Origin of the sequence: Paenibacillus sp. Soil787 (assembly GCF_001429545.1) — a bacterium.
GTDB lineage: Bacteria > Bacillota > Bacilli > Paenibacillales > NBRC-103111 > Paenibacillus_E.
Genome location: NZ_LMSP01000001.1, coordinates 301242 through 320371 on the forward strand (window position 1 = coordinate 301242; position 19130 = coordinate 320371).

Below are 19130 nucleotides of genomic sequence, written 5' to 3' on the forward strand. Positions count from 1 at the left end.
AGATCATGTTATGGAGAAATGCGGAACAATGCGGACAGTTGCTGGCCGACATTGCCGTGGCCGCATTATTAGATGAAGCTATGTTGACTCCTAAGCCTGGCTTGGTAGATTTCAAGTCCTCGGGCAGTCATAAGGATATGGACGTTTCGCTGATGCTAGCTTCAGCTCGGTCGCTGCATAGCGCTTTTGCGGCCATGGGCCTAGCAGCTTATGGCCGAAAGCCGACACAAGAACTGCGGGAAACGCTTGCACGGATAGGGCGTGAAGGAGAACGCCATATGCTGCAGACGACCGGAGGCATAAATACGCATCGCGGTGCCATTTGGGCTTTAGGCTTGCTGACTGCTAGCGCGGCTATTTGCAGCATCGGCGAAACCCCGGAGAGAATAGCTGACATAGCTGGAACCTTAGCTCAATTTCCAGACCGCTATGCGTTAACGCCAGGCTCAAATGGTGCAAGAGTTATGCAAACATATGGTGTCAAAGGTGCCCGTGGAGAAGCGATGGATGGATTTCCGCATGTTGTGAAGGTCGGACTCCCCGTGTTGCGAGACTCCCGCAGGCGCAATATCCCTGAGGAGCAAGCACGATTGAACGCATTGCTTGCGATTATGGCCTGCCTAGACGATACTTGTTTGATTCATCGTGGGGGCATGGAAACGTTACGGATAGCAAAGCTTGGTGCGCGGAGAGTGCTCGATTTCGGCGGAGCCGCTTCCGTCTCCGGATGGGAAGCGCTGCAACAACTGGATCAAGATCTTCTAGTGAGAAATGCTTCACCCGGCGGTAGCGCAGATTTGCTGGCCGCCACGCTGTTTTTGGATTGCCTCAGTATCACATCGCTGCAAGTCGAGAAAATTGGGGGGGATATTTTGCATGGAACTGCTGACGTTTCAGTATAATGCCAAGCTATCCATCTCCCGAAACGCCCATGTTGGTGTGGCAGGGTCGGGAGACTTGGAAATCTTGATTGAGCCTGTGGCAGGACGGACAGCACAAGTTCAGATCCGCACGCAATCAGACGGATTTGGTGATACGTGGAAAGCTGTCATGGATCGATTCTTTCAGAGGTATGAAATAGCTGCTCAAATAGAAATAAACGATTTTGGGGCTACGCCTGGGGTCGTCTCTTTACGATTAGCTCAAGCTATAGAGGTGTTGGAATTATGACTACAAACATTAAGGTCAGAGATAGTTTTATCGAGCTAAGTGCGAGAGAGCGGGCCAAGTCGGTTCTCGATGCGGGTACATTCAGGGAGCTGCTGGGTCCATTCGAGAAGATAGAATCCCCCCATCTTGTATCTCAAGGAATCGTACCGCAGAGTGATGATGGTGTTGTCATTGGAAGAGGTACGATCGAAGGCCAACCAGCAGTTATTGCTGCAATAGAGAGTGGTTTTCAGGGTGGCGGAATCGGTGAAGTGTCAGGTGCGAAAATCGCGGGGGCACTGGAATTGGCTCTCCAAGACAATTTGCAAGGTATACCCACTCGTGCTGTATTGCTTCTGGAAACAGGCGGAGTCAGGCTGCAAGAGGGCAATTATGGCTTGCTCGCGATTGCGGAGATACACGCGGCAATTGTCGCATTACGCCGTTATCAGCCTGTAGTGTGTGTCATCGCCGGCATGTTGGGCTGCTTTGGGGGAATGTCCATTACCGCCGGACTTTGCAGTGCGTTAATTATGACCCGACAAGGCAGGCTTCAATTAAATGGGCCTGAGGTGATCGAACAGGAAGCCGGAATTGAGGAGTGGGATTCACGAGACCGACCGTTGATTTGGCAAACCGTCGGCGGTGAACAGCGCTATGAAACCGGAATGGCTGATATGCTTATTGAAGATGACGTTGATAACATTCGTCATTCGGTACGATATGTCTACAAGAACAAATCGCTTGTTAATCCTCGCAGTGCTCAAGTCAATGCATTTCTTTCACGGCTGATGGCGATCGGAACGGACCTGACGATCCGCCCGGAAACACTTAGAACTTTGTGGAGCAGGACCCCTCTTGAAGCCGATGAAAAGCAGCTTGAAACGTTGGAAGAGCATTGGCGCCAAGCGACACCAGACAGCTCGTTAAGCAGGGGTAGAACATGGTTTCAAGCATTGACGGGAAATGGGAAACCACTGCAAAACGGAGCTCCCTCTGTTCTTTGCGCAGATTCGGATATCGGGAACGAGCGGGTGCGTTATATTTCTGTCATTCCGAATACGAACAATCGATTTTATCGCGCCCGAAACGGTGAAGTAGGCCTGGATGAAGGCTGGTCGATTGCCCGTTACGTTCGTCAAGCCATAGAAGAAGATAAAGACGGGAAACGCCGGGCGATTGTGGCTATCGTCGATGTGCCTAGTCAAGCTTATGGGTACCGCGAGGAAATGCTAGGTATTTACTTGGCTTGTGCGGCTGCGGCGGATGCATACGCCAGCGCACGTCTGGCGGGGCACCCTGTAATTGCTCTGATTGTTGGAAATGCCATATCCGGTGCATTTTTAGCACATGGATTGCAGGCCAACCGCTTAGTCGCACTGAACGACCCCGGTGTATCGGTACAGGTTATGTCCAGGAAATCAGTGGCAAGAGTTACAAAAAGAAGCTTGGAGGAACTGGAGGCAGCGGCCAGAGAGATCCCTGCAATCGCTTATGACATCGAATCGTTTGCAACCTTGGGTGCCTTGCACAGTTTGACCCACGGCATCAACGCTGACCAACCGTCGCCAATCGATATAAATAAGGTTAAATGGGAGTTGCTGACGGATGCCATTTCGGCTTCACGGGCATGTCCTCAGGACTTGGGCAGCCGTCTTCTGTCCGAAGAAGCCAAGAGAAATCGAAACGCCTCCATTACAGTCCGTTCTAAATTAGCGGAACAATGGAGGTAAAAGTTCACGATTTGTTAAAGGTGAAATCCGTGAGATGCCTCGTTAGCGATATTCCGATTCCAGATTGGGTACATAACACTTTGGAACGGGCGAATTGGGTAGTAGTGCGACGCGATGTTGTAAAGGATGGGATGGTGCCGGTAGGTATTCGCGGGAGTACGCGCAGCTTACGTTTTCCCGCCTATTTACCAATGGATGCGATAGTAGAGAAGGTTGAACCGGAGCTTCTCGTTTCTCAATTGAGGTGGAAAACAAGTCCACTGCGCTCGAAGATGAAAGTGTTGGAGATTCTAGATGAGCTGACCGCGTTTTATTCGTCCTTTGCCTTTTCGTGGGGACCAACCGGAAGCATTGGATTTGAACTGGCTACCGGATTTCCTGCAGTCCACGAAGCAAGCGATATCGACATTGTTCTTCGCGCGCCGAAGCCTTTGGAAAAAGAGTCTGCGCAGGCTCTAATCAATTTCCATGAGCAATTTCCGGTTCGATTAGATGTTCAGCTTGAAACGCCATTTGGCGCAGTCTCACTAGTGGAATATACGAGAGCTTCAGGCTCCATTCTGCTGCGAACGAGTTTGGGACCTTGTTTAGTACACAATCCTTGGGAAGGAGGTGAAGGGAATGACTGTTGCTTTCTTATTTCCGGGTCAAGGCTCTCAATTTCCCGGCATGCTGCAGAGTCTGCCCGCACACCCTGCTGTCGAGGCAACCATGGATGAAGCGTCGTCAATCCTCCAGCAAGACGTACTTTCCTTACATAGTTCCGCTGCTTTGGCTTCTACCGTTTCAGTGCAGCTCGCTCTTCTCATATCGGAAGTCGCTGCGGGTCGCGCGCTGCTGCAGGATGGTGCGTTACCCGATTTTGTGGCAGGCCATTCGGTAGGGGCGTTTAGTGCGGCTGTAATTTCGGGAGCGCTTGATTTCAGGGATTCATTATATCTGGTCAAATTACGTGCCAGTCTGATGGAGAATTCCTTTCCTTCGGGGTATGGAATGGGGGTCATTGTTGGCATACGCGAACAGAAGGTACGTTCCATGGTGGCAGCTGCATCTAAACAGGATAAAGAAGTGTTCATCGCTAACCTCAACAGTCCACAACAAATCACCATTGCTGGCAAACTCGAACATCTCGAAAGGATGCTGATCGAAGCGCGTGCGATCGGAGCGCGTAAAGCCGAGCTTCTTCATGTTACAGTTCCTTCCCATTGCAAGCTGCTCAATCCTGTTTCACATCAATTGAAACGGTCTATGGAGTCGATTGAGCTCAAGGATCCCAGATTTCCTTATATAGCGAACACGAACGCTCGATTATTGCGAAAGGCGGGTGCGATTCGAGATGATCTTGCTTGCGGAGTAGCTAACATTGTACATTGGCATAAAGCTACGACTCTTTTGAGCGAGCTTGGTGTTCGTTTATTTCTCGAAATGCCACCAGGTCATATACTAACGAGCCTTGCTCATCAGGCATTGCCGTCTGTCCAATCGATAGCATTGGAAGAGACAAGGCTCGATTCGGCAGTTTACTTGGTTAACCGGGAGCATGAATATGATAGAGCTTAATTTAGTGAAAACCCTTCAAACCATTCTATAACAAATTGGTAGCGCTTGCAGTGTGTTTGTGTTCAACAAAATAGGAGGGATTTATAAATGGTTATTTATGGAGTCGCCTTATTATCGATCAGCACGCTAGTAGGAGTATTTGTAGGGGAATTATTAGGTAAGTTGCTCGGTGTTAATGCCAATATTGGCGGGGTAGGCATCGCTATCTTACTGCTATTGCTCATTACGGATTATTTGAAGAAAAAAAATAAACTCACGTTAACATCCCAAGAAGGGTTAAAGTTTTGGAGCGGCATGTACATTCCCATTGTAGTAGCTATGGCAGCACAACAAAACGTATTAGCGGCATTAAAAGGCGGCCCGGTGGCTATACTTGCAGCCATCTCCGCAGTGGCTTTCTCTTATGCGCTAGTCCCAATTATGAGCAAGGAGAGCCGCCAGAAAGCGGATATCGAAAAGAAATTAAAAAATGAACTTCATGTTTGATCCATACGTAGAAAGGAGGAGATTGTATGCTGGAGGCAATTCATAACATTTTGAAAAATTATAGTCTAGTTACTGCTTTTACCGTAGTTGGGGTTGTGATGTACTTTTCATACTTGCTTTCAGGGAAGTTGACCAAGGGGAGAGTGCATGGTTCAGCGATAGCCATCATTATCGGACTTATTCTTGCTTATTACGGCGGTACAATTACAGGTGGACAAAAGGGGCTTGCCGATATCCCTATGTTTGCTGGGATCGGTTTGCTTGGCGGCGGCATGCTTCGAGATTTTGCGATCGTTTCCACCGTCTTCGGTGCGAGTTTAGATGAAGTGAAGCAAGCGGGAGTGCGCGGATTTCTTGGATTAATAATTGGGATCTTGTTTCAATTCGCCTCTGGAGTTTTCGTTGCTTTAGCATTCGGGTACACTGATCCCGTTGCTCTCACAACTATTGGAGCGGGGGCAGTAACGTACATTGTGGGACCTGTGACCGGAGCAGCGATCGGTGCTAATTCCAGTATCATTGCTTTAAGTATTGCGACAGGCGTCATTAAATCCATTTTAGTTATGTCTACAACGCCGTTTATCGCGAAGTATATCGGACTAGATAATCCTCGTACAGCGCTGGTGTATGGAGGAACAATGGGTACTGCTAGCGGTGTTGCAGCCGGCTTAGCAGCAACAGATCCTAAGCTGGTGCCTTATGGTGCGATCACATCCACCTTTCACACAGGAATTGGCTGCTTGTTTTGCCCGTCCATATTATTCCTGATAACTAGGGCCCTTCTGGGCTGACGACTGACAATTGGTCTAAGGAACTCCCATGCTGTCATATCGCTGAGTGGTTTTTGTTTCATATTTGACAACTTGCAAAACGGAAACGAGAGATTAGCGATTGAACTAAGAGGAACTTTAGTTCAACAAAAGGAGCAGCTGCCGCTGCTCCTTTACTTTTAAAGAGCGGAATAGCATAACAACGCAAATGACAAACTAGGTAAGGAAATTAAAGGGTTACTTTTGCCATAATCCCTAGTTCGAATAAAGTTGAATCAAAACAACGAGCTGTTGCACTTTAACGGAAGCGAATGCCACTCTTTATGCAACAAACAGAGAAGGTTATTATGACCCAGGCCTAATGGGATGTTTTATCAAGAAAATGTACATTCTAAAAGCGGAGGTGAAAAAACGTGGATGAGCAAAAGGAAACCGTTACTTCAGTGGATTCAAAAACTGGGCAAACGAAAGAAGTCAATGTAATATTGGATCATGCCCCAAATGGGGGGATGGCATATTCAATTGAAGATGGTAAGAAGGATAAGTCAAAAAATACCACCTAACGATTTAATCGAAGCGCATGTTGTCATAGGGGGATTATCCCTTTGGCGACATGCGTTTTTAGTTCCTTCAAAAGAGGCCTTATTAACGGAGAGCAGGAACTCACTTCTCATACATCTGCCAAACGTAGAGCTTGGTTTTTTTTGTTTGTATATTATTAACCGTTGTTTAATATGTTTAATGTTGAAAGCGTTCTCTGACGAAAGCTTTCAATTTCATGCCTAGGAGGCGAAACGCATGGACCCTCGATTTGCCGAATCTTCGAAACTGAAAAGCTATACGGACATCGTAAATTCAACTCAGTTTCAGACACTTTTGAGGCAGAAACGGCGATTTATAGTACCGTTAACCGTATTCTTTTTTGCTTTTTACTTTCTTCTGCCTATTTTTACGGCGTATACCACATTCCTTAACCACGCAGCCATCGGCCCTATTTCCTGGGCTTGGGTGTTCGCTTTTGCCCAGTTCATTATGACATGGGTGCTTTGTATCATATACCATAAGAAAGCAAAGCAGTTCGATGCGATGTTAGATTCGATTCGAGATGAATTGAAACTGTGAGGGGGTAACGATCATGCATGCTACTGCTTTTTGGCTATTTTTAGGGATCGTAGCGATTACACTCATTATTACGTATTATGCGGCGAAGAAAACAAATTCGACGAATGAATTCTACACAGCTGGCGGTGGCTTAACCGGTTGGCAAAATGGACTCGCTATTGCGGGAGACTACATGTCCGCAGCCTCGTTTCTCGGTATCGCGGGTACAATCGCTCTTTCGGGTTTTGATGGATTCTTCTACAGCATCGGCTTCCTCGTGGCCTATCTCGTCGTCCTTTATCTCGTGGCGGAGCCGCTGCGTAATTTGGGGAAATACACGATGGCGGATATGATTGCCGCCCGTTTCGACGATAAGAAAGTTCGCGGAATCGCAGCGCTGAATACAGTGACGATATCTATTTTCTATATGATCGCCCAGCTCGTTGGAGCGGGTGCACTGATTAAGCTGCTGCTTGGGCTTTCGTACACGCAGTCCGTTCTGATTGTAGGCGCCTTAATGACGGTATACGTCGTATTCGGTGGCATGCGGGCGACGTCTTGGGTGCAGATCATTAAAGCGATCTTTTTAATGGGCGGGACGCTCATTATTTCGCTCATCGTGTTCGCGAAGTTTCATTTCAGCATTACGGAAATGTTTGAAAGCATGAAAACTGCAACCCCGCTGAAGATCAGCTTCCTCAATCCCGGCAACAAGTATAAAATCCCGCTGGATACGCTGTCCCTTAACCTAGCGTTGGTGCTCGGAACCGCGGGCCTGCCGCATATTCTTATCCGTTTCTTCACAGTCAAGGATGCGATTACCGCCAGAAGCTCAGTCGTCTATGCGACTTGGCTAATCGGTATTTTCTATGTCATGACGATCTTCCTCGGCTTCGGCGCCGCTGCGTTCGTCGGCTATGACAACATTGTTGCTGCCGATAAAGGCGGCAATATGGCTGCTCCATTACTGGCACGCGCACTGGGTGGCGAGTTCTTCTTCGCCTTCATCTCGGCGGTCGCGTTCGCAACGATTCTCGCCGTCGTTACAGGCTTAGTGCTATCGGCAGCTTCGGCGTTTGCGCACGACTTTTACAGCCACATTCTTCGCCGCGGTCAGGCGACCGAGAAAGAGCAAATGAAGGTAGCCCGCTGGGCGTCCGTCGGGGTTGCGGTGCTTTCTATTCTCTTATCGCTGCTAGCCTCGAAGCTCAACGTCGCATTCCTCGTATCGGTCGCTTTCGCGATTGCGGCCAGTGCGAATTTACCGGTGATTCTGTTTACAATTTACTGGAAAAGGTTCAATACAACCGGCGCGGTAACCGGTATGCTTGCGGGTTTGATCAGCGCGCTCATACTGGTTGCGATGAGTCCAAGTGTGTGGAATCCCGTTGCCGGGAAAGCGATTCTCGTCGGGGACCCGTGGTTTACACTCACGAATCCGGGCATCATTTCGATCCCGCTTGGTTTTATCGGGGCGATTATCGGTACGCTGCTTTCCCGTAAGCAGGCAGATCGTGCCAAGTACGACGAGATCCAGGTGAGATCAAATATGATGCTGTAAGCCAGCATGTATAAATCCGACGCTGTCACGATAAATGCTGTTGTGCATCTGCAGTCTGCGGCCAACTTTAAATGTTCTAAAGCAAGCTGAAGTAATAATTTAAACCGCTGCGCCATTCATAAGGTGCAGCGGTTTATTGTTTAATGGTTTCATAAATTAGATTCGTTTAAATTCCCCGTAGATTCACGGAATATCGGCTTCGTTTGAACATGAGTAATTTGAGGTGGCTTGAGAGGGTTCTCAACCCTAGACAACAATATTTCAGCAGCCAGAATTCCTATTTCCTCTCTGAATATATGGACGGTTGATAAATGAGGTTCTACGATCTGCGACTCAGGAGAGTTATCAAAACCGCTGATAACAATATCCTCCGGTATTTGTACATGCTTATTTTTTAATATCCTCATCACATTAATGGCAATAAAATCATTCGCACAAACAAATGCAGCCGGAAGGTTGTTCATGTTATCCAACCGATTCTCTAACCATTTTGGATCCGCAATATATCGATCTTCTTCAACTATGCAAAATAAAGGGTCGAGTTGTAAATGAGAGCCAAGTAATGCCCTGTTAAATCCAGACCATCTTTCATTAAAGCTTTTACAATGATTATAGTCACCAATAAAGCCAATATTTGTATAGCCATTATCGATTAATTTCTTTGTCATTAAATAAGTACTATGTTCGTTTTCCATTAGAATGATATCTGCATGAAGTTCGGGATAAAAGATATCCGCTGTGGAATCTATAAAAATAGCTGGAATTCCTAAGGAATTGATTAATTGGGTGTATTTCTTGTCAAATAACTCAATACAAACGATTCCGTCTACTTTTTTAGTATCAAAATTATTAGGAAGTACTAAAGAAGAAATGTCCGATTCTCGAACAATGTGAATGGAGAGATTAAAACCATCGGAACTGATTTTTTTCTCAAGCCCGCTTAGCGATGAAGCGCCAAAATGACTATTGCTCGGCATATTTGACGTTAAAAGTGCAATGTTGCCCGTATTTTTGGTGGTTAACGTGTCCGTATCAATAAGAGCAAATTGTTTATAATTTAATTCAATCGCACGTTTTAATACTTTATTTCTTGTTTCTGCAGGAATACTTTCACTGCCGTTTAGAGCTTTAGAAACCGTATTCCTGGATAGCCCCAAGGAGTCCGCGATATACTGTATGGTGATTTTTTCTTTATTCATGTGCTTACTCCTTTGTGAACAACATCAGTACTCGGATCAATGAATGATTAGTTTAAACTAAATGTATAACATTATAATTAAAACGTCAATTGGAAGTGTTACAAATGAACAAATATTAACTCATAAATTAGTGCATTTGCAACTTGAAGATGATGCGACATTTAAGCTAATTAATGCAAACAAATGCACAAATAAATTTGTGCAAATGAAATTACGAATCCAGATGTCATATTCTGTTTTCTTTGTTTTATCCTTTGAAACAAGAAAAAACGGATGGGAATAAACAAAATTATTGATTTGATGTGGTTATATGCATCTTATTTTGTTTGCATATGAACAAATTATATAAAAATTATGTTGACTAAATTAAATATTGTGTGTAAATTGTAATTGTGGTCGATCGGATAAAACGAAAAATGTAAGCCCTTACTTCCAAGGGGTTTGCATGTGAAAAAACACAATTGTAATAAATTATTTGTGCAATTGAATAATTTGTGAATATTCAGTTAGGGGGGGCAATCTTGCAAGAAGTGGCAGAGGTTGACATGAGAGCTGTTAAACAAAGAAGTCATACATTAATAAGTAAAATCAATTATATGGGGAAAAATTCTTTTCTGTACCTATTGATGGCACCAGCCTTCATTCTGACGATCATTTTTAAGTACGTGCCCATGTACGGGGCGGTCATTGCTTTTAAGGACTTTAGTCCGAGCAAAGGGATTTTCGGCAGTGAATGGGTGGGATTAAAGCATTTTACGAAATTTTTAACCTCACCAAACTTTGAAGTTATTTTCATGAGCACGCTGAAACTTAGTGCTTACGGACTCATACTTGGTTTCCCGGTTCCCATCTTATTAGCGCTCATGCTGAATCAATTGCGTAAAGCAGGTGTAAAAAAAAGGATTCAATTGGTCTTATATGCACCAAACTTTATATCGGTTGTCGTTGTTGTCGGGATGCTATTCGTTTTCTTATCGCCGGTAGGGCCGATTAATAAGATTCTAACCCTGATTACTGGCCATCCTATTAATTTTATGTCAGACCCGGATTATTTTCGGACGCTTTATATCTTATCTGGCATTTGGCAGGGAGCAGGCTGGTCATCGATTATATATGTAGCTGCATTAGCCGGCGTTGACCCCGAACTCCATAATGCTGCAACCATTGATGGAGCTAACCTGCTGCAAAGAATCAAACACATCGACTTGCCTACGATTAAACCGGTTATGGCAATCGTATTCATCTTAGCTGCCGGCGGCATTATGGCAATTGGATTTGAGAAAGCCTATTTGATGCAAACGGCAATGAATGTTCCGACTTCAGAGATCATTCCAACCTATGTGTATAAAATTGGTTTGCAAGCAGGAAATTACGCCTATTCCTCTGCGGTTGGTCTATTTAACTCCGTTATTAATGTCGTTTTGCTTATCCTCGTTAATATTGTCGTGAAGAAATTAAATGAAGGTGAAGGCCTCTATTAAAAGAAAGGAGATGCTGTATGAATTTTAAGCCTACTCGATTGGACCGTTTTATTCTGACCATCAATTACATTCTATTGTTCTTTGCTGTATTAATCGTTGTAGTTCCCTTAATTTATGTAGTCGTGGCATCGTTTATGGAGCCGACTGCACTGTTAAATAAAGGGATCTCTTTCCATCTTGCGGATTATAGTGTTCAAGGGTATAAAGTCATCTTATCGAATCATGCGATGATCCGGGGATTTGTAAATGCTCTTTTTTACTCCGTTGCATTTTCTTTTGTTACCGTCGTTGTCTCCATTTTTGCCGGCTACCCTTTATCGGTTGCTGGTTTCGTAGGTAAAAAGTTTTTTACGATCCTGTTTGTCGTCACCATGTTTTTCGGCGGTGGATTGATTCCAACCTATTTGGTGATAAAAAACTTGGGAATGTTAGATACGGTATGGGCGATCATCCTACCAACGGCTGTAAATGTTTGGAATATTGTTTTGGCAAGAACCTTCTTTAGTGGAATTCCGAACGAATTGAACGAGGCAGCCAAGGTCGATGGCGCATCTGAGGTGCGTATCTTCTTCAAGATTGTTCTCCCTCTATCTAAACCAATTATTTTCGTATTAGCTCTATATGCATTCGTAGGTCAATGGAATTCTTATTTCGACGCGTTAATTTATTTGAAGAGTGCTAATTTGCTGCCTCTACAGTTGGTTTTAAGATCTATCTTAATTCAGAATCAAGTAAATCCTGGCATGATTGCGGACCAATTGGCTATGGCAGAACTGAAACGGCTATCTGAGATCATTAAGTATTCGTCCATTGTCATTTCCAGTCTCCCGCTACTTGTTATGTATCCTTTTTTCCAAAAGTATTTTGAAAAGGGTGTCTTGGTCGGTTCATTAAAATAATGGATCGGCAAACATATAAGTTTTCCGAAAATGAGGAGGGTTATTCTTATGAAACATTCCCAAAAGGCATTATTCATTTCAATGGCGGCATTATTGGCAGTAACGGGGTGCAGCAGCAAAAAATCGGGCGAGCCGGCAGCATCAAGTGCTGCCCCAGGTACAACAGCGAAAGCCGCTTTGAAGTTTATGACACAAAGCTCACCGCTAGCTCCCGAAGATCCTAATAAAAAGGTGATATTCCAACGTCTAGAAGAAAAGACGGGAATACACATTGATTGGGAGAATTATCCGTGGGATTCGTTTGCGGAGAAGAGAAATTTAGCGATTGCCAGCGGTGACCTTCCAGATGCGATTTTCGATGCAGCCTTGGGTGACTACGATTTGCTTAAATTGGCAAAGGACGGAACCATTATTCCGCTCGATGACATTATTGAAAAACAAATGCCAAATTTCAAGAAGGTTTTGGAGAAAGCGCCGCAATATAAATCGATGATTACGGCATCAGATGGCCATATTTATTCATTCCCATGGATTGAGGAGCTGGGCGCGGGTAAGGAAAGTATCCATTCTGTCGACGATTTTCCTTGGATTAATGTGGAATGGCTAAATAAGTTAGGCTTGAAAATGCCTAAAACGACGGAAGAATTAAAACAAGTTTTGATTGCTTTTAAAACAAAAGACCCGAACGGTAATGGAAAAGCGGATGAAATACCTATGTCCTTTATTAATAAAACCGGCGGAGAGGACTTAGCTTTCTTATTCGGCTCCTTCGGTCTGGGTGAAAACTGGGACCATACAGTTGTCAGTGATGAGGGAAAGGTTATTTTCACATCTGCTGATAATAGCTTTAAGGAAGGCGTCAAGTTTCTAAATGAATTATATAAAGAAGGTTTAATGGATGTTGAGGCGCCTACGCAGGATTGGAATACCTATCTAGCTAAAGGAAAAGAAAATCGTTATGGTCTATATTTTACATGGGATAAGGGAAATATCACAGGCATGAACGATAAATATGACCTTATGCCTGCGCTTGAAGGGCCGAATGGCTGGAAAAACGTAACGAGAACGAACGGAATGGGCTTCGATAGAGGAAGAATGGTTATCACCAAATCAAATAAAAATATCGAAACAACGGCAAAATGGATTGATTCCCTGTACGATCCGACCCAATCCGTACAAAACAACTGGGGTACTTACGGGGATAAAACACAGCAAAACATCTTTGAATTCGATGAATCTAAAAAAATGCTGAAACATTTACCGTTGAACGGAATGTCCCCTTGGGAATTGAGACAAAAAACCTTTGTTGGCGGACCATTGGCGATATTGGATTCTTACTATGGCAATGTTACGACGAAGCCAGACGATGCCGCATGGAGATTGGACCTAATGAAAAAGGTGATGGTCCCGGACATGAAAGCTAAAAATATATATCCAAAAGTGTTCTTCTCTCTTGAAGAATTGGATCGACTTACTGCGATTGAAACAGATATGTTTGCCTATGTGCTGAGAAAACGGACCGAGTGGATTCAGAATGGGAAAATTGAAGCTGAATGGGCTGGTTATTTAAAAGAATTGGACCGTCTGGGTCTACAAGATTGGTTGAAGATAAAACAAGCAGGTTACGACAGAAACGTAAAAAAATAAGTTTAGTTATAAGACCGCCGGAGCGAATCCAATATGAAGGTGACGCTCTGGATTTTTTAAAATAGAGGAGTGGAAGAGATGTCAACTATTCTGTATAGAGAAAAGTACCGGCCCCAGTTTCATTTTACACCGCCGACTAAGTGGATGAACGATCCGAATGGAATGGTATATTTCGATGGGGAATATCACTTGTTTTATCAGCATTATCCGGAAGGTACAACTTGGGGACCGATGCATTGGGGTCATGCAATCAGTACGGACTTGACCCATTGGGAGCATCGTCCGATTGCGTTAAAGCCGGATCAAAACGGATTTATATTTTCCGGAAGCGCAGTAGTGGATTGGGAGGATACCAGCGGATTTTTCTCCGGTAAGCCGGGTTTAGTTGCTATTTTCACCCACGCGGATCAGTATCCGGATTCCGAACGCTCGAGACAACGGCAAAGCCTTGCATATAGTGTGGATAAAGGCAGAACGTGGGTGATGTATGAGGGAAATCCTGTGCTGTGCAACGAGCAAATAACGGATTTCCGGGATCCTAAAGTATTCTGGCATGCTGCAAAGCAGCAGTGGGTAATGGTGCTTGCAGCGTGTGACCGTGTTCATTTCTATACGTCTGCCAATTTAAAGGAATGGTCTTTTGCAAGTGAGTTCGGTGCCGCAGATGGCTCGCACGCAGGAGTATGGGAATGCCCGGATTTAATTGAGCTTCCTGTAGAAGGTCTTGCTGAAGAAACCAAATGGGTGCTGATCGTCAGCATCGGAGATCATCCGCAGATGGCAGAAGGTTCAAGGACACAATATTTTGTCGGGAGCTTTGACGGAAGTACATTTACGAACGATGCTTCTCCTGAAACCGTATTGTGGTTGGATCATGGAAGAGATAACTATGCCGGTGTAACATGGTCGGATGTTCATAGATCGGATAAAGGAAAGCTGTTTATCGGCTGGATGAGCAATTGGAAGTATGCAAATCTCACCCCAACAACAAGTTGGAGAAGCGCAATGACTCTGCCACGGGTGTTGTCCCTGTGGAGGGGGCAATCTGGAATCCGTTTGGTTCAAAAACCTGTGACGGATTTGCAGAAGCTTCGGTTAGAAACGCAGGTTTGGGAAGAGGTTACAGTTAATCCCGGTCAAAATATACTTTCGGACGCGAACAGTGATATCTATGAGCTCGAATGTGAAATCGATTTGGGTGAAGCATCGGAAGTCGGTTTTAAGCTTCGGAAATCGGAGCAAGAAGAAACGGTAGTCGGCTACAATACCGCCACGCAGACATTGTTTGTTGATCGATGTAACTCCGGTGTAAGCGGATTTCATCATGCTTTTGCTTGTAAGCATGATGTACAAATGGAGCTTCAAAACGGACGGCTCAAGCTGCATCTTTTTGTCGATAATTCCTCCGTTGAAGTATTTGCGAATGACGGGGAGACGGTGATTACCGATCAAATTTTTCCGGAACCGTCCAGTACAGGTTTGGAACTATATGTGTATGGTGGAAAGGCCAAGGTTATTTCTCTAGCGCTTCATCCATTGAATTCAATATATTCGGCAGTGATGGTATAACAAAGTGACGATGATTGTGAGGGAAACGAAATGTTATTAGGCGCTATCGAAGGCGGCGGGACAAAGTTCGTATGCGGAATTGGTACGGCAGATGGCGAAATCCTTGACCGCATCTCTATCCCAACAACGACACCAGAAGCTACGCTCGGCAATGCGATGGATTTCTTTGCAGCTAAGGAGATACAAGCGATTGGAATCGGAACCTTCGGCCCGATCGATGTGAACCCGCAGAGCCCGGCTTATGGTTCCGTAACAAAAACGCCAAAGCCGCACTGGAGCGGTTACCGGATCGTAGAGCATTTGAAGCGGTACTTTGACATCCCCATTGGTTTTGATACCGATGTGAATACAGCTGCCTTGGGGGAAGCAACATGGGGGGCAGCAGCAGGGTTGAACAGCTGCCTGTACATGACGGTCGGAACCGGGATCGGTGCGGGTGCAATCGTTGAAGGCAAGCTCGTTCATGGTTTGACCCATCCGGAAATGGGGCACATTCTTGTACGGCGGCATCCGGATGACAGCTATGAAGGACACTGCCCCTTTCACAAAGATTGTTTGGAAGGACTGGCGGCCGGACCGGCGCTGGAGGATCGTTGGGGATCGAAGGCGTTTGAACTTGGAGATACTCATTCTGCTTGGGAAATGGAAAGCTATTATATCGCTCAGGCACTAGTCAATTACGCGCTCATTCTTTCTCCGGAGAAAATCATTATCGGCGGCGGCGTTATGAACCAATCTCACTTATTCCCGCTTATACGCGAACAAGTTCGTAAACTGTTGAACGGATATGTACAGCATCCTGCTTTTTCAGAGGACAACGATAGTTACATTGTACAACCCGCTCTAGGCGGCAACGCTGGCCTTTGCGGTGCACTGGCCTTGGCTAAGCAAGCTTTGGGTATTTAGCACACCAAGAAATTACTTGAAATTGAACGTACCTCCAGCTCTTTACATATTTATTCGTTGAATACGATTTGGGAGGAATTCAAATGAAACTGGGTTTCATCGGCTGTGGAGTGATTTCTATAGCACACCTTGAAGGATTGGCACAATTAAAGAAAGAGAACAGGGATACCTTTGAATTATCGGCAGTCTGTGATATTAGGCTTGAGCGAGCCGAGGCTTTCGCAGCGGAAGTTGAAAAACTATTAGGAACTTGTCCTGCTGTTTATACGGATTATCGCGAAATGCTGGAAAAAGACAAACCGGATGCCGTTTCGATCCTCATCAACCACGACTTGCATCATACGGTTGCGGAAGACTGTTTTGCTGCGGGAGTCCATGTACAGATGCAAAAACCGCTAGCCATTTCACCTTCTTTTGGACGTAAAATGATCGCGGATGCCAAGAAATATAATCGGGTGTTAACGTTAGCCGAGCCAAGCGTGTTAGGGGCAGGGAATGTAGCTGCTGCCAGAGCGGTAAAGGATGGAATGATCGGTTCCGTCTATATGATCATGGATTATGCGACTACAACAATCAAGCGGGGCTTCTTCGCCGGAACGCCGTGGCGTCATATGAAAGGACAAGCGGGGGCGGGCTGGATTAATGACCATGGCGTCCACCGGACTCACTTTTTTACGGAAGTGAACGGACCTATCAAAGAAGTCTTTGCCTATACCGAAATTTTTGAAAAAGAGCTCAGCGATGGGAAGGTAACAATTCAACCGACCGGAGAAGATACGGCAGTGACGGTTTTCCGTTATGAGAACGGGGCTCTCGGTCACTGGATGTGCGCTTCTTCCGCTCATGGGGAAAGAACAGGAGGTGTATGGATCTACGGAAGTAAGGGCTGCTTCCGCCCAGGACAGCAAATTACACTCGAGGACGGGGAAATCGTTACGATGCCGGCGCTGATTGAGAAGTATGCGTCCGATGTCGTTCAAAATCCGTTCGCCCATTCCTATGTGGAATTATGGGAAGCGATTGCGGACGGAAAACCTCCAATATCCAGCGCGGAACGAGGTCTTGAAGCTTTGGGGGTTGTATTCGCCGCATTGGAAGCGGCAACCATCGGCCAACCGGTTAACGTACAAGACATACTCCGTGGCGGCAAGCATGCGTATGAAGATACAGTTTTGGCGGAAATGAAGTAAGATTCGGAGAATGATTGAAATGAATTGATATATTTTTTCCTGTTCTTGTAAAAGTTTGAAAACCCGATCTTAAGATCGGGTTTTCAAACTTTTTAATGATCTTAGCAGGAATACTTATGTAAACTTAGGGAAATTACAAGGAATCTTGTACCTTAATAAACTTAGAAATTTGAAAAGGAATGTAACGGGGCTGTCTCATAAAACTTGGGGCAGTCCTATTGGATTATATTTCGCCCCTGGCATGCATTATATTGAAGAAACGGTATCAGAATACCCTCAGGCAAGACGGTTTACATAGACGGTGGAGCCGCATTGATCGGTTCACTGGTTTGCGACGCCGTACAAAACGTCGCCATCCGTGGCAGGGGAATGATCTACCTGAGTGATTCATTAAAGTATATACATCGGAGCTCGGAACATGTCAGCATCCGGCAGTTCAATCGTGTCATCGAGCAGCCTTAAACCTTGAAAAATAATGATATTTGATTAAATCTCCGTAACAGCTTCCCGAAAAGCTGGGGGAAAGTTCGTTGATATAGTGCACTTTTCGTTGGTTTGATAACTAGAACTATCTCCCCTCCCTTAATACAATTAGGCATAGAGGAGATGGATGAAAATGACCCAATTAACCGCTATATTGATCGGCGCAGGTGCTAGAGGCGCACAGAGTTACGCGCCTTATGCGCTCGATTATCCGCATGAACTGAAGTTTGTCGCCGTTGCCGAAGCAAGTGAAAGCCGAAGAAGTAATTTTGCCGGGCTTCATAATATACCGTCTGATTGTTGCTTTGAATCTTGGGAGCAGCTGCTGGGGCGACCGCAAATGGCAGATATCGCCGTCATTTGCACACAGGACCAGATGCATTACGAGCCGACCATGCAGGCATTGGAGAAAAAATATCATGTTCTGCTAGAGAAGCCGATGTCGCCATCTCCGATGGAGTGTATTGAAATGGAGCTGGTGTCAAAGGAAAACGAACGTCTTTTAACGATTTGCCATGTGCTTCGCTATACGCCGTTTTGGTCTGCAATAAAACGAGTTATTTCCGATGGCAAAATAGGGCAGGTTGTGTCGATTCAATTGAACGAAAATGTAGGATATTGGCATATCGCCCATAGCTTTGTACGAGGAAATTGGAACAATTCGGAGACGTCAAGCCCGATGATATTGGCCAAATCGTGCCACGATATGGACGTATTATCCTGGCTGATGGATCAGCCGTGCGAGCGTGTCAGCTCATACGGTTCACTGATGCATTTTCGTTCGGAGAATGCGCCCGAGGGAGCTACCGACTATTGTATCGGCGGATGCGCTGTCGAGTCCAAATGCCCATATTCCGCTCCCCGGTTTTACCTCGGGGAAGGCAAGAGCTGGGCGCGCCATTTCGTCAATGAGCTGACCAAAGAAAATATCGTCAAAGGACTTCAAGAGACAAACTACGGGCGCTGTGTTTATAAAAGCGATAATAACGTGGTTGATCATCAAGTGGTCAATATGGAGTTTGCGAACGGTGCTACCGCCATGTTCAGCATGTGCGGATTTACGAGGCACCAGGAGCGGAGAATTCAAATCATGGGAACGTGTGGCGAAATTCGGGCTGAGGATAACAAAATCGTTGTGCGCGATTTCTTGACCCATGAGGAAACCGTCATTGAAATTCCGCTGCAAACAAGCGGTCACGGCGGAGGGGACAGCGGCATTGTACGCAGTTTCTTAAGCGAGGTCCGAAGCTTTGCAGGCGGAGAAAGCCTCTCCTCGGCCTCGGCTTCCGTAAGAAGCCATATGATGGCCTTCGCTGCCGAGCATTCGAGACTTCATAATGGCAAGTCGGTTGAGCTGAATGAATTTTATAAAAGCATAATGAACACACCGGATTAA

At 45.5% G+C, this 19130-nt stretch carries 18 protein-coding genes; 17 read left to right on the forward strand and 1 reads right to left on the reverse strand.

The annotated features are described in order from the left end of the window. The first annotated feature begins 5 nt into the window (after positions 1-5). The 10 genes from ASG93_RS01410 (at position 6) to ASG93_RS01450 (ending at position 8360) form a co-directional block, all read left to right on the forward strand. Positions 6-902 carry a triphosphoribosyl-dephospho-CoA synthase gene (locus tag ASG93_RS01410; protein ID WP_063891736.1) on the forward strand — a complete coding sequence of 299 codons (897 nt, stop codon included), beginning with the start codon at positions 6-8 and terminating at the stop codon, positions 900-902. Beyond that, a complete protein-coding gene (locus ASG93_RS01415; protein WP_056828086.1) occupies positions 877-1170 on the forward strand; it encodes a malonate decarboxylase subunit delta in 294 nt (97 codons plus the stop codon). Before ASG93_RS01410 ends, ASG93_RS01415 begins: the two co-directional genes overlap by 26 nt. Beyond that, the gene (locus ASG93_RS01420; protein ID WP_056828088.1) at positions 1167-2882 is read left to right on the forward strand and encodes a biotin-independent malonate decarboxylase subunit beta; all 1716 of its coding nucleotides are present in this window, start codon (positions 1167-1169) and stop codon (positions 2880-2882) included. Before ASG93_RS01415 ends, ASG93_RS01420 begins: the two co-directional genes overlap by 4 nt. Continuing rightward, on the forward strand, positions 2873-3601 hold the full coding sequence (locus tag ASG93_RS01425) for a malonate decarboxylase holo-ACP synthase (RefSeq protein WP_082614634.1): 729 nt from the start codon (positions 2873-2875) through the stop codon (positions 3599-3601). The genes ASG93_RS01420 and ASG93_RS01425 overlap by 10 nt, the downstream gene beginning before the upstream one ends. Further along, positions 3504-4442 (forward strand): malonate decarboxylase subunit epsilon, encoded by a 939-nt coding sequence (gene mdcH, locus ASG93_RS01430; protein ID WP_056828091.1) that lies wholly within the window; start codon positions 3504-3506, stop codon positions 4440-4442. The genes ASG93_RS01425 and mdcH overlap by 98 nt, the downstream gene beginning before the upstream one ends. 87 nt (positions 4443-4529) lie before the next feature. Beyond that, the gene (madL, locus tag ASG93_RS01435) at positions 4530-4928 is read left to right on the forward strand and encodes a malonate transporter subunit MadL (RefSeq protein WP_056828093.1); all 399 of its coding nucleotides are present in this window, start codon (positions 4530-4532) and stop codon (positions 4926-4928) included. A gap of 26 nt (positions 4929-4954) precedes the next feature. Continuing rightward, the gene (gene madM, locus ASG93_RS01440; protein ID WP_056828095.1) at positions 4955-5719 is read left to right on the forward strand and encodes a malonate transporter subunit MadM; all 765 of its coding nucleotides are present in this window, start codon (positions 4955-4957) and stop codon (positions 5717-5719) included. 392 nt (positions 5720-6111) lie between these two features. Then, positions 6112-6261 carry a hypothetical protein gene (locus ASG93_RS34740; RefSeq protein WP_156410754.1) on the forward strand — a complete coding sequence of 50 codons (150 nt, stop codon included), beginning with the start codon at positions 6112-6114 and terminating at the stop codon, positions 6259-6261. A gap of 235 nt (positions 6262-6496) precedes the next feature. Next, entirely contained in the window at positions 6497-6820 is a 324-nt protein-coding gene (locus tag ASG93_RS01445) for a DUF485 domain-containing protein (RefSeq protein ID WP_056828097.1), read from the forward strand. A 13-nt stretch (positions 6821-6833) separates the two neighbouring features. Next, complete coding sequence (locus tag ASG93_RS01450) at positions 6834-8360, forward strand: cation acetate symporter (RefSeq protein WP_056828099.1); 1527 nt, start codon at positions 6834-6836, stop codon at positions 8358-8360. A gap of 149 nt (positions 8361-8509) precedes the next feature. Here the strand turns inward: ASG93_RS01450 and ASG93_RS01455 are convergent, their stop codons facing one another. Next, complete coding sequence (locus tag ASG93_RS01455) at positions 8510-9559, reverse strand: LacI family DNA-binding transcriptional regulator (protein WP_056828101.1); 1050 nt, start codon at positions 9557-9559, stop codon at positions 8510-8512. Positions 9560-10104: 545 nt separating this feature from the next. On the opposite strand from ASG93_RS01455, the gene ASG93_RS01460 reads away from it, so the two are divergent. The 7 genes from ASG93_RS01460 to ASG93_RS01490 all read left to right on the forward strand — a co-directional run bounded on the left by ASG93_RS01460 (position 10105) and on the right by ASG93_RS01490 (position 19130). Beyond that, a complete protein-coding gene (locus tag ASG93_RS01460; RefSeq protein WP_056829254.1) occupies positions 10105-11040 on the forward strand; it encodes an ABC transporter permease in 936 nt (311 codons plus the stop codon). 17 nt (positions 11041-11057) lie between these two features. Continuing rightward, positions 11058-11939 carry a carbohydrate ABC transporter permease gene (locus ASG93_RS01465; protein ID WP_056828104.1) on the forward strand — a complete coding sequence of 294 codons (882 nt, stop codon included), beginning with the start codon at positions 11058-11060 and terminating at the stop codon, positions 11937-11939. A 48-nt stretch (positions 11940-11987) separates the two neighbouring features. Then, entirely contained in the window at positions 11988-13586 is a 1599-nt protein-coding gene (locus ASG93_RS01470; protein WP_056828106.1) for an ABC transporter substrate-binding protein, read from the forward strand. A 78-nt stretch (positions 13587-13664) separates the two neighbouring features. Further along, entirely contained in the window at positions 13665-15155 is a 1491-nt protein-coding gene (locus ASG93_RS01475) for a glycoside hydrolase family 32 protein (protein ID WP_056828108.1), read from the forward strand. 30 nt (positions 15156-15185) lie between these two features. Further along, positions 15186-16061 (forward strand): ROK family protein, encoded by an 876-nt coding sequence (locus ASG93_RS01480; RefSeq protein ID WP_056828110.1) that lies wholly within the window; start codon positions 15186-15188, stop codon positions 16059-16061. A gap of 83 nt (positions 16062-16144) precedes the next feature. Continuing rightward, positions 16145-17251 carry a Gfo/Idh/MocA family protein gene (locus ASG93_RS01485; protein WP_056828112.1) on the forward strand — a complete coding sequence of 369 codons (1107 nt, stop codon included), beginning with the start codon at positions 16145-16147 and terminating at the stop codon, positions 17249-17251. A 616-nt stretch (positions 17252-17867) separates the two neighbouring features. Then, positions 17868-19130 (forward strand): Gfo/Idh/MocA family protein, encoded by a 1263-nt coding sequence (locus ASG93_RS01490; protein ID WP_056828114.1) that lies wholly within the window; start codon positions 17868-17870, stop codon positions 19128-19130.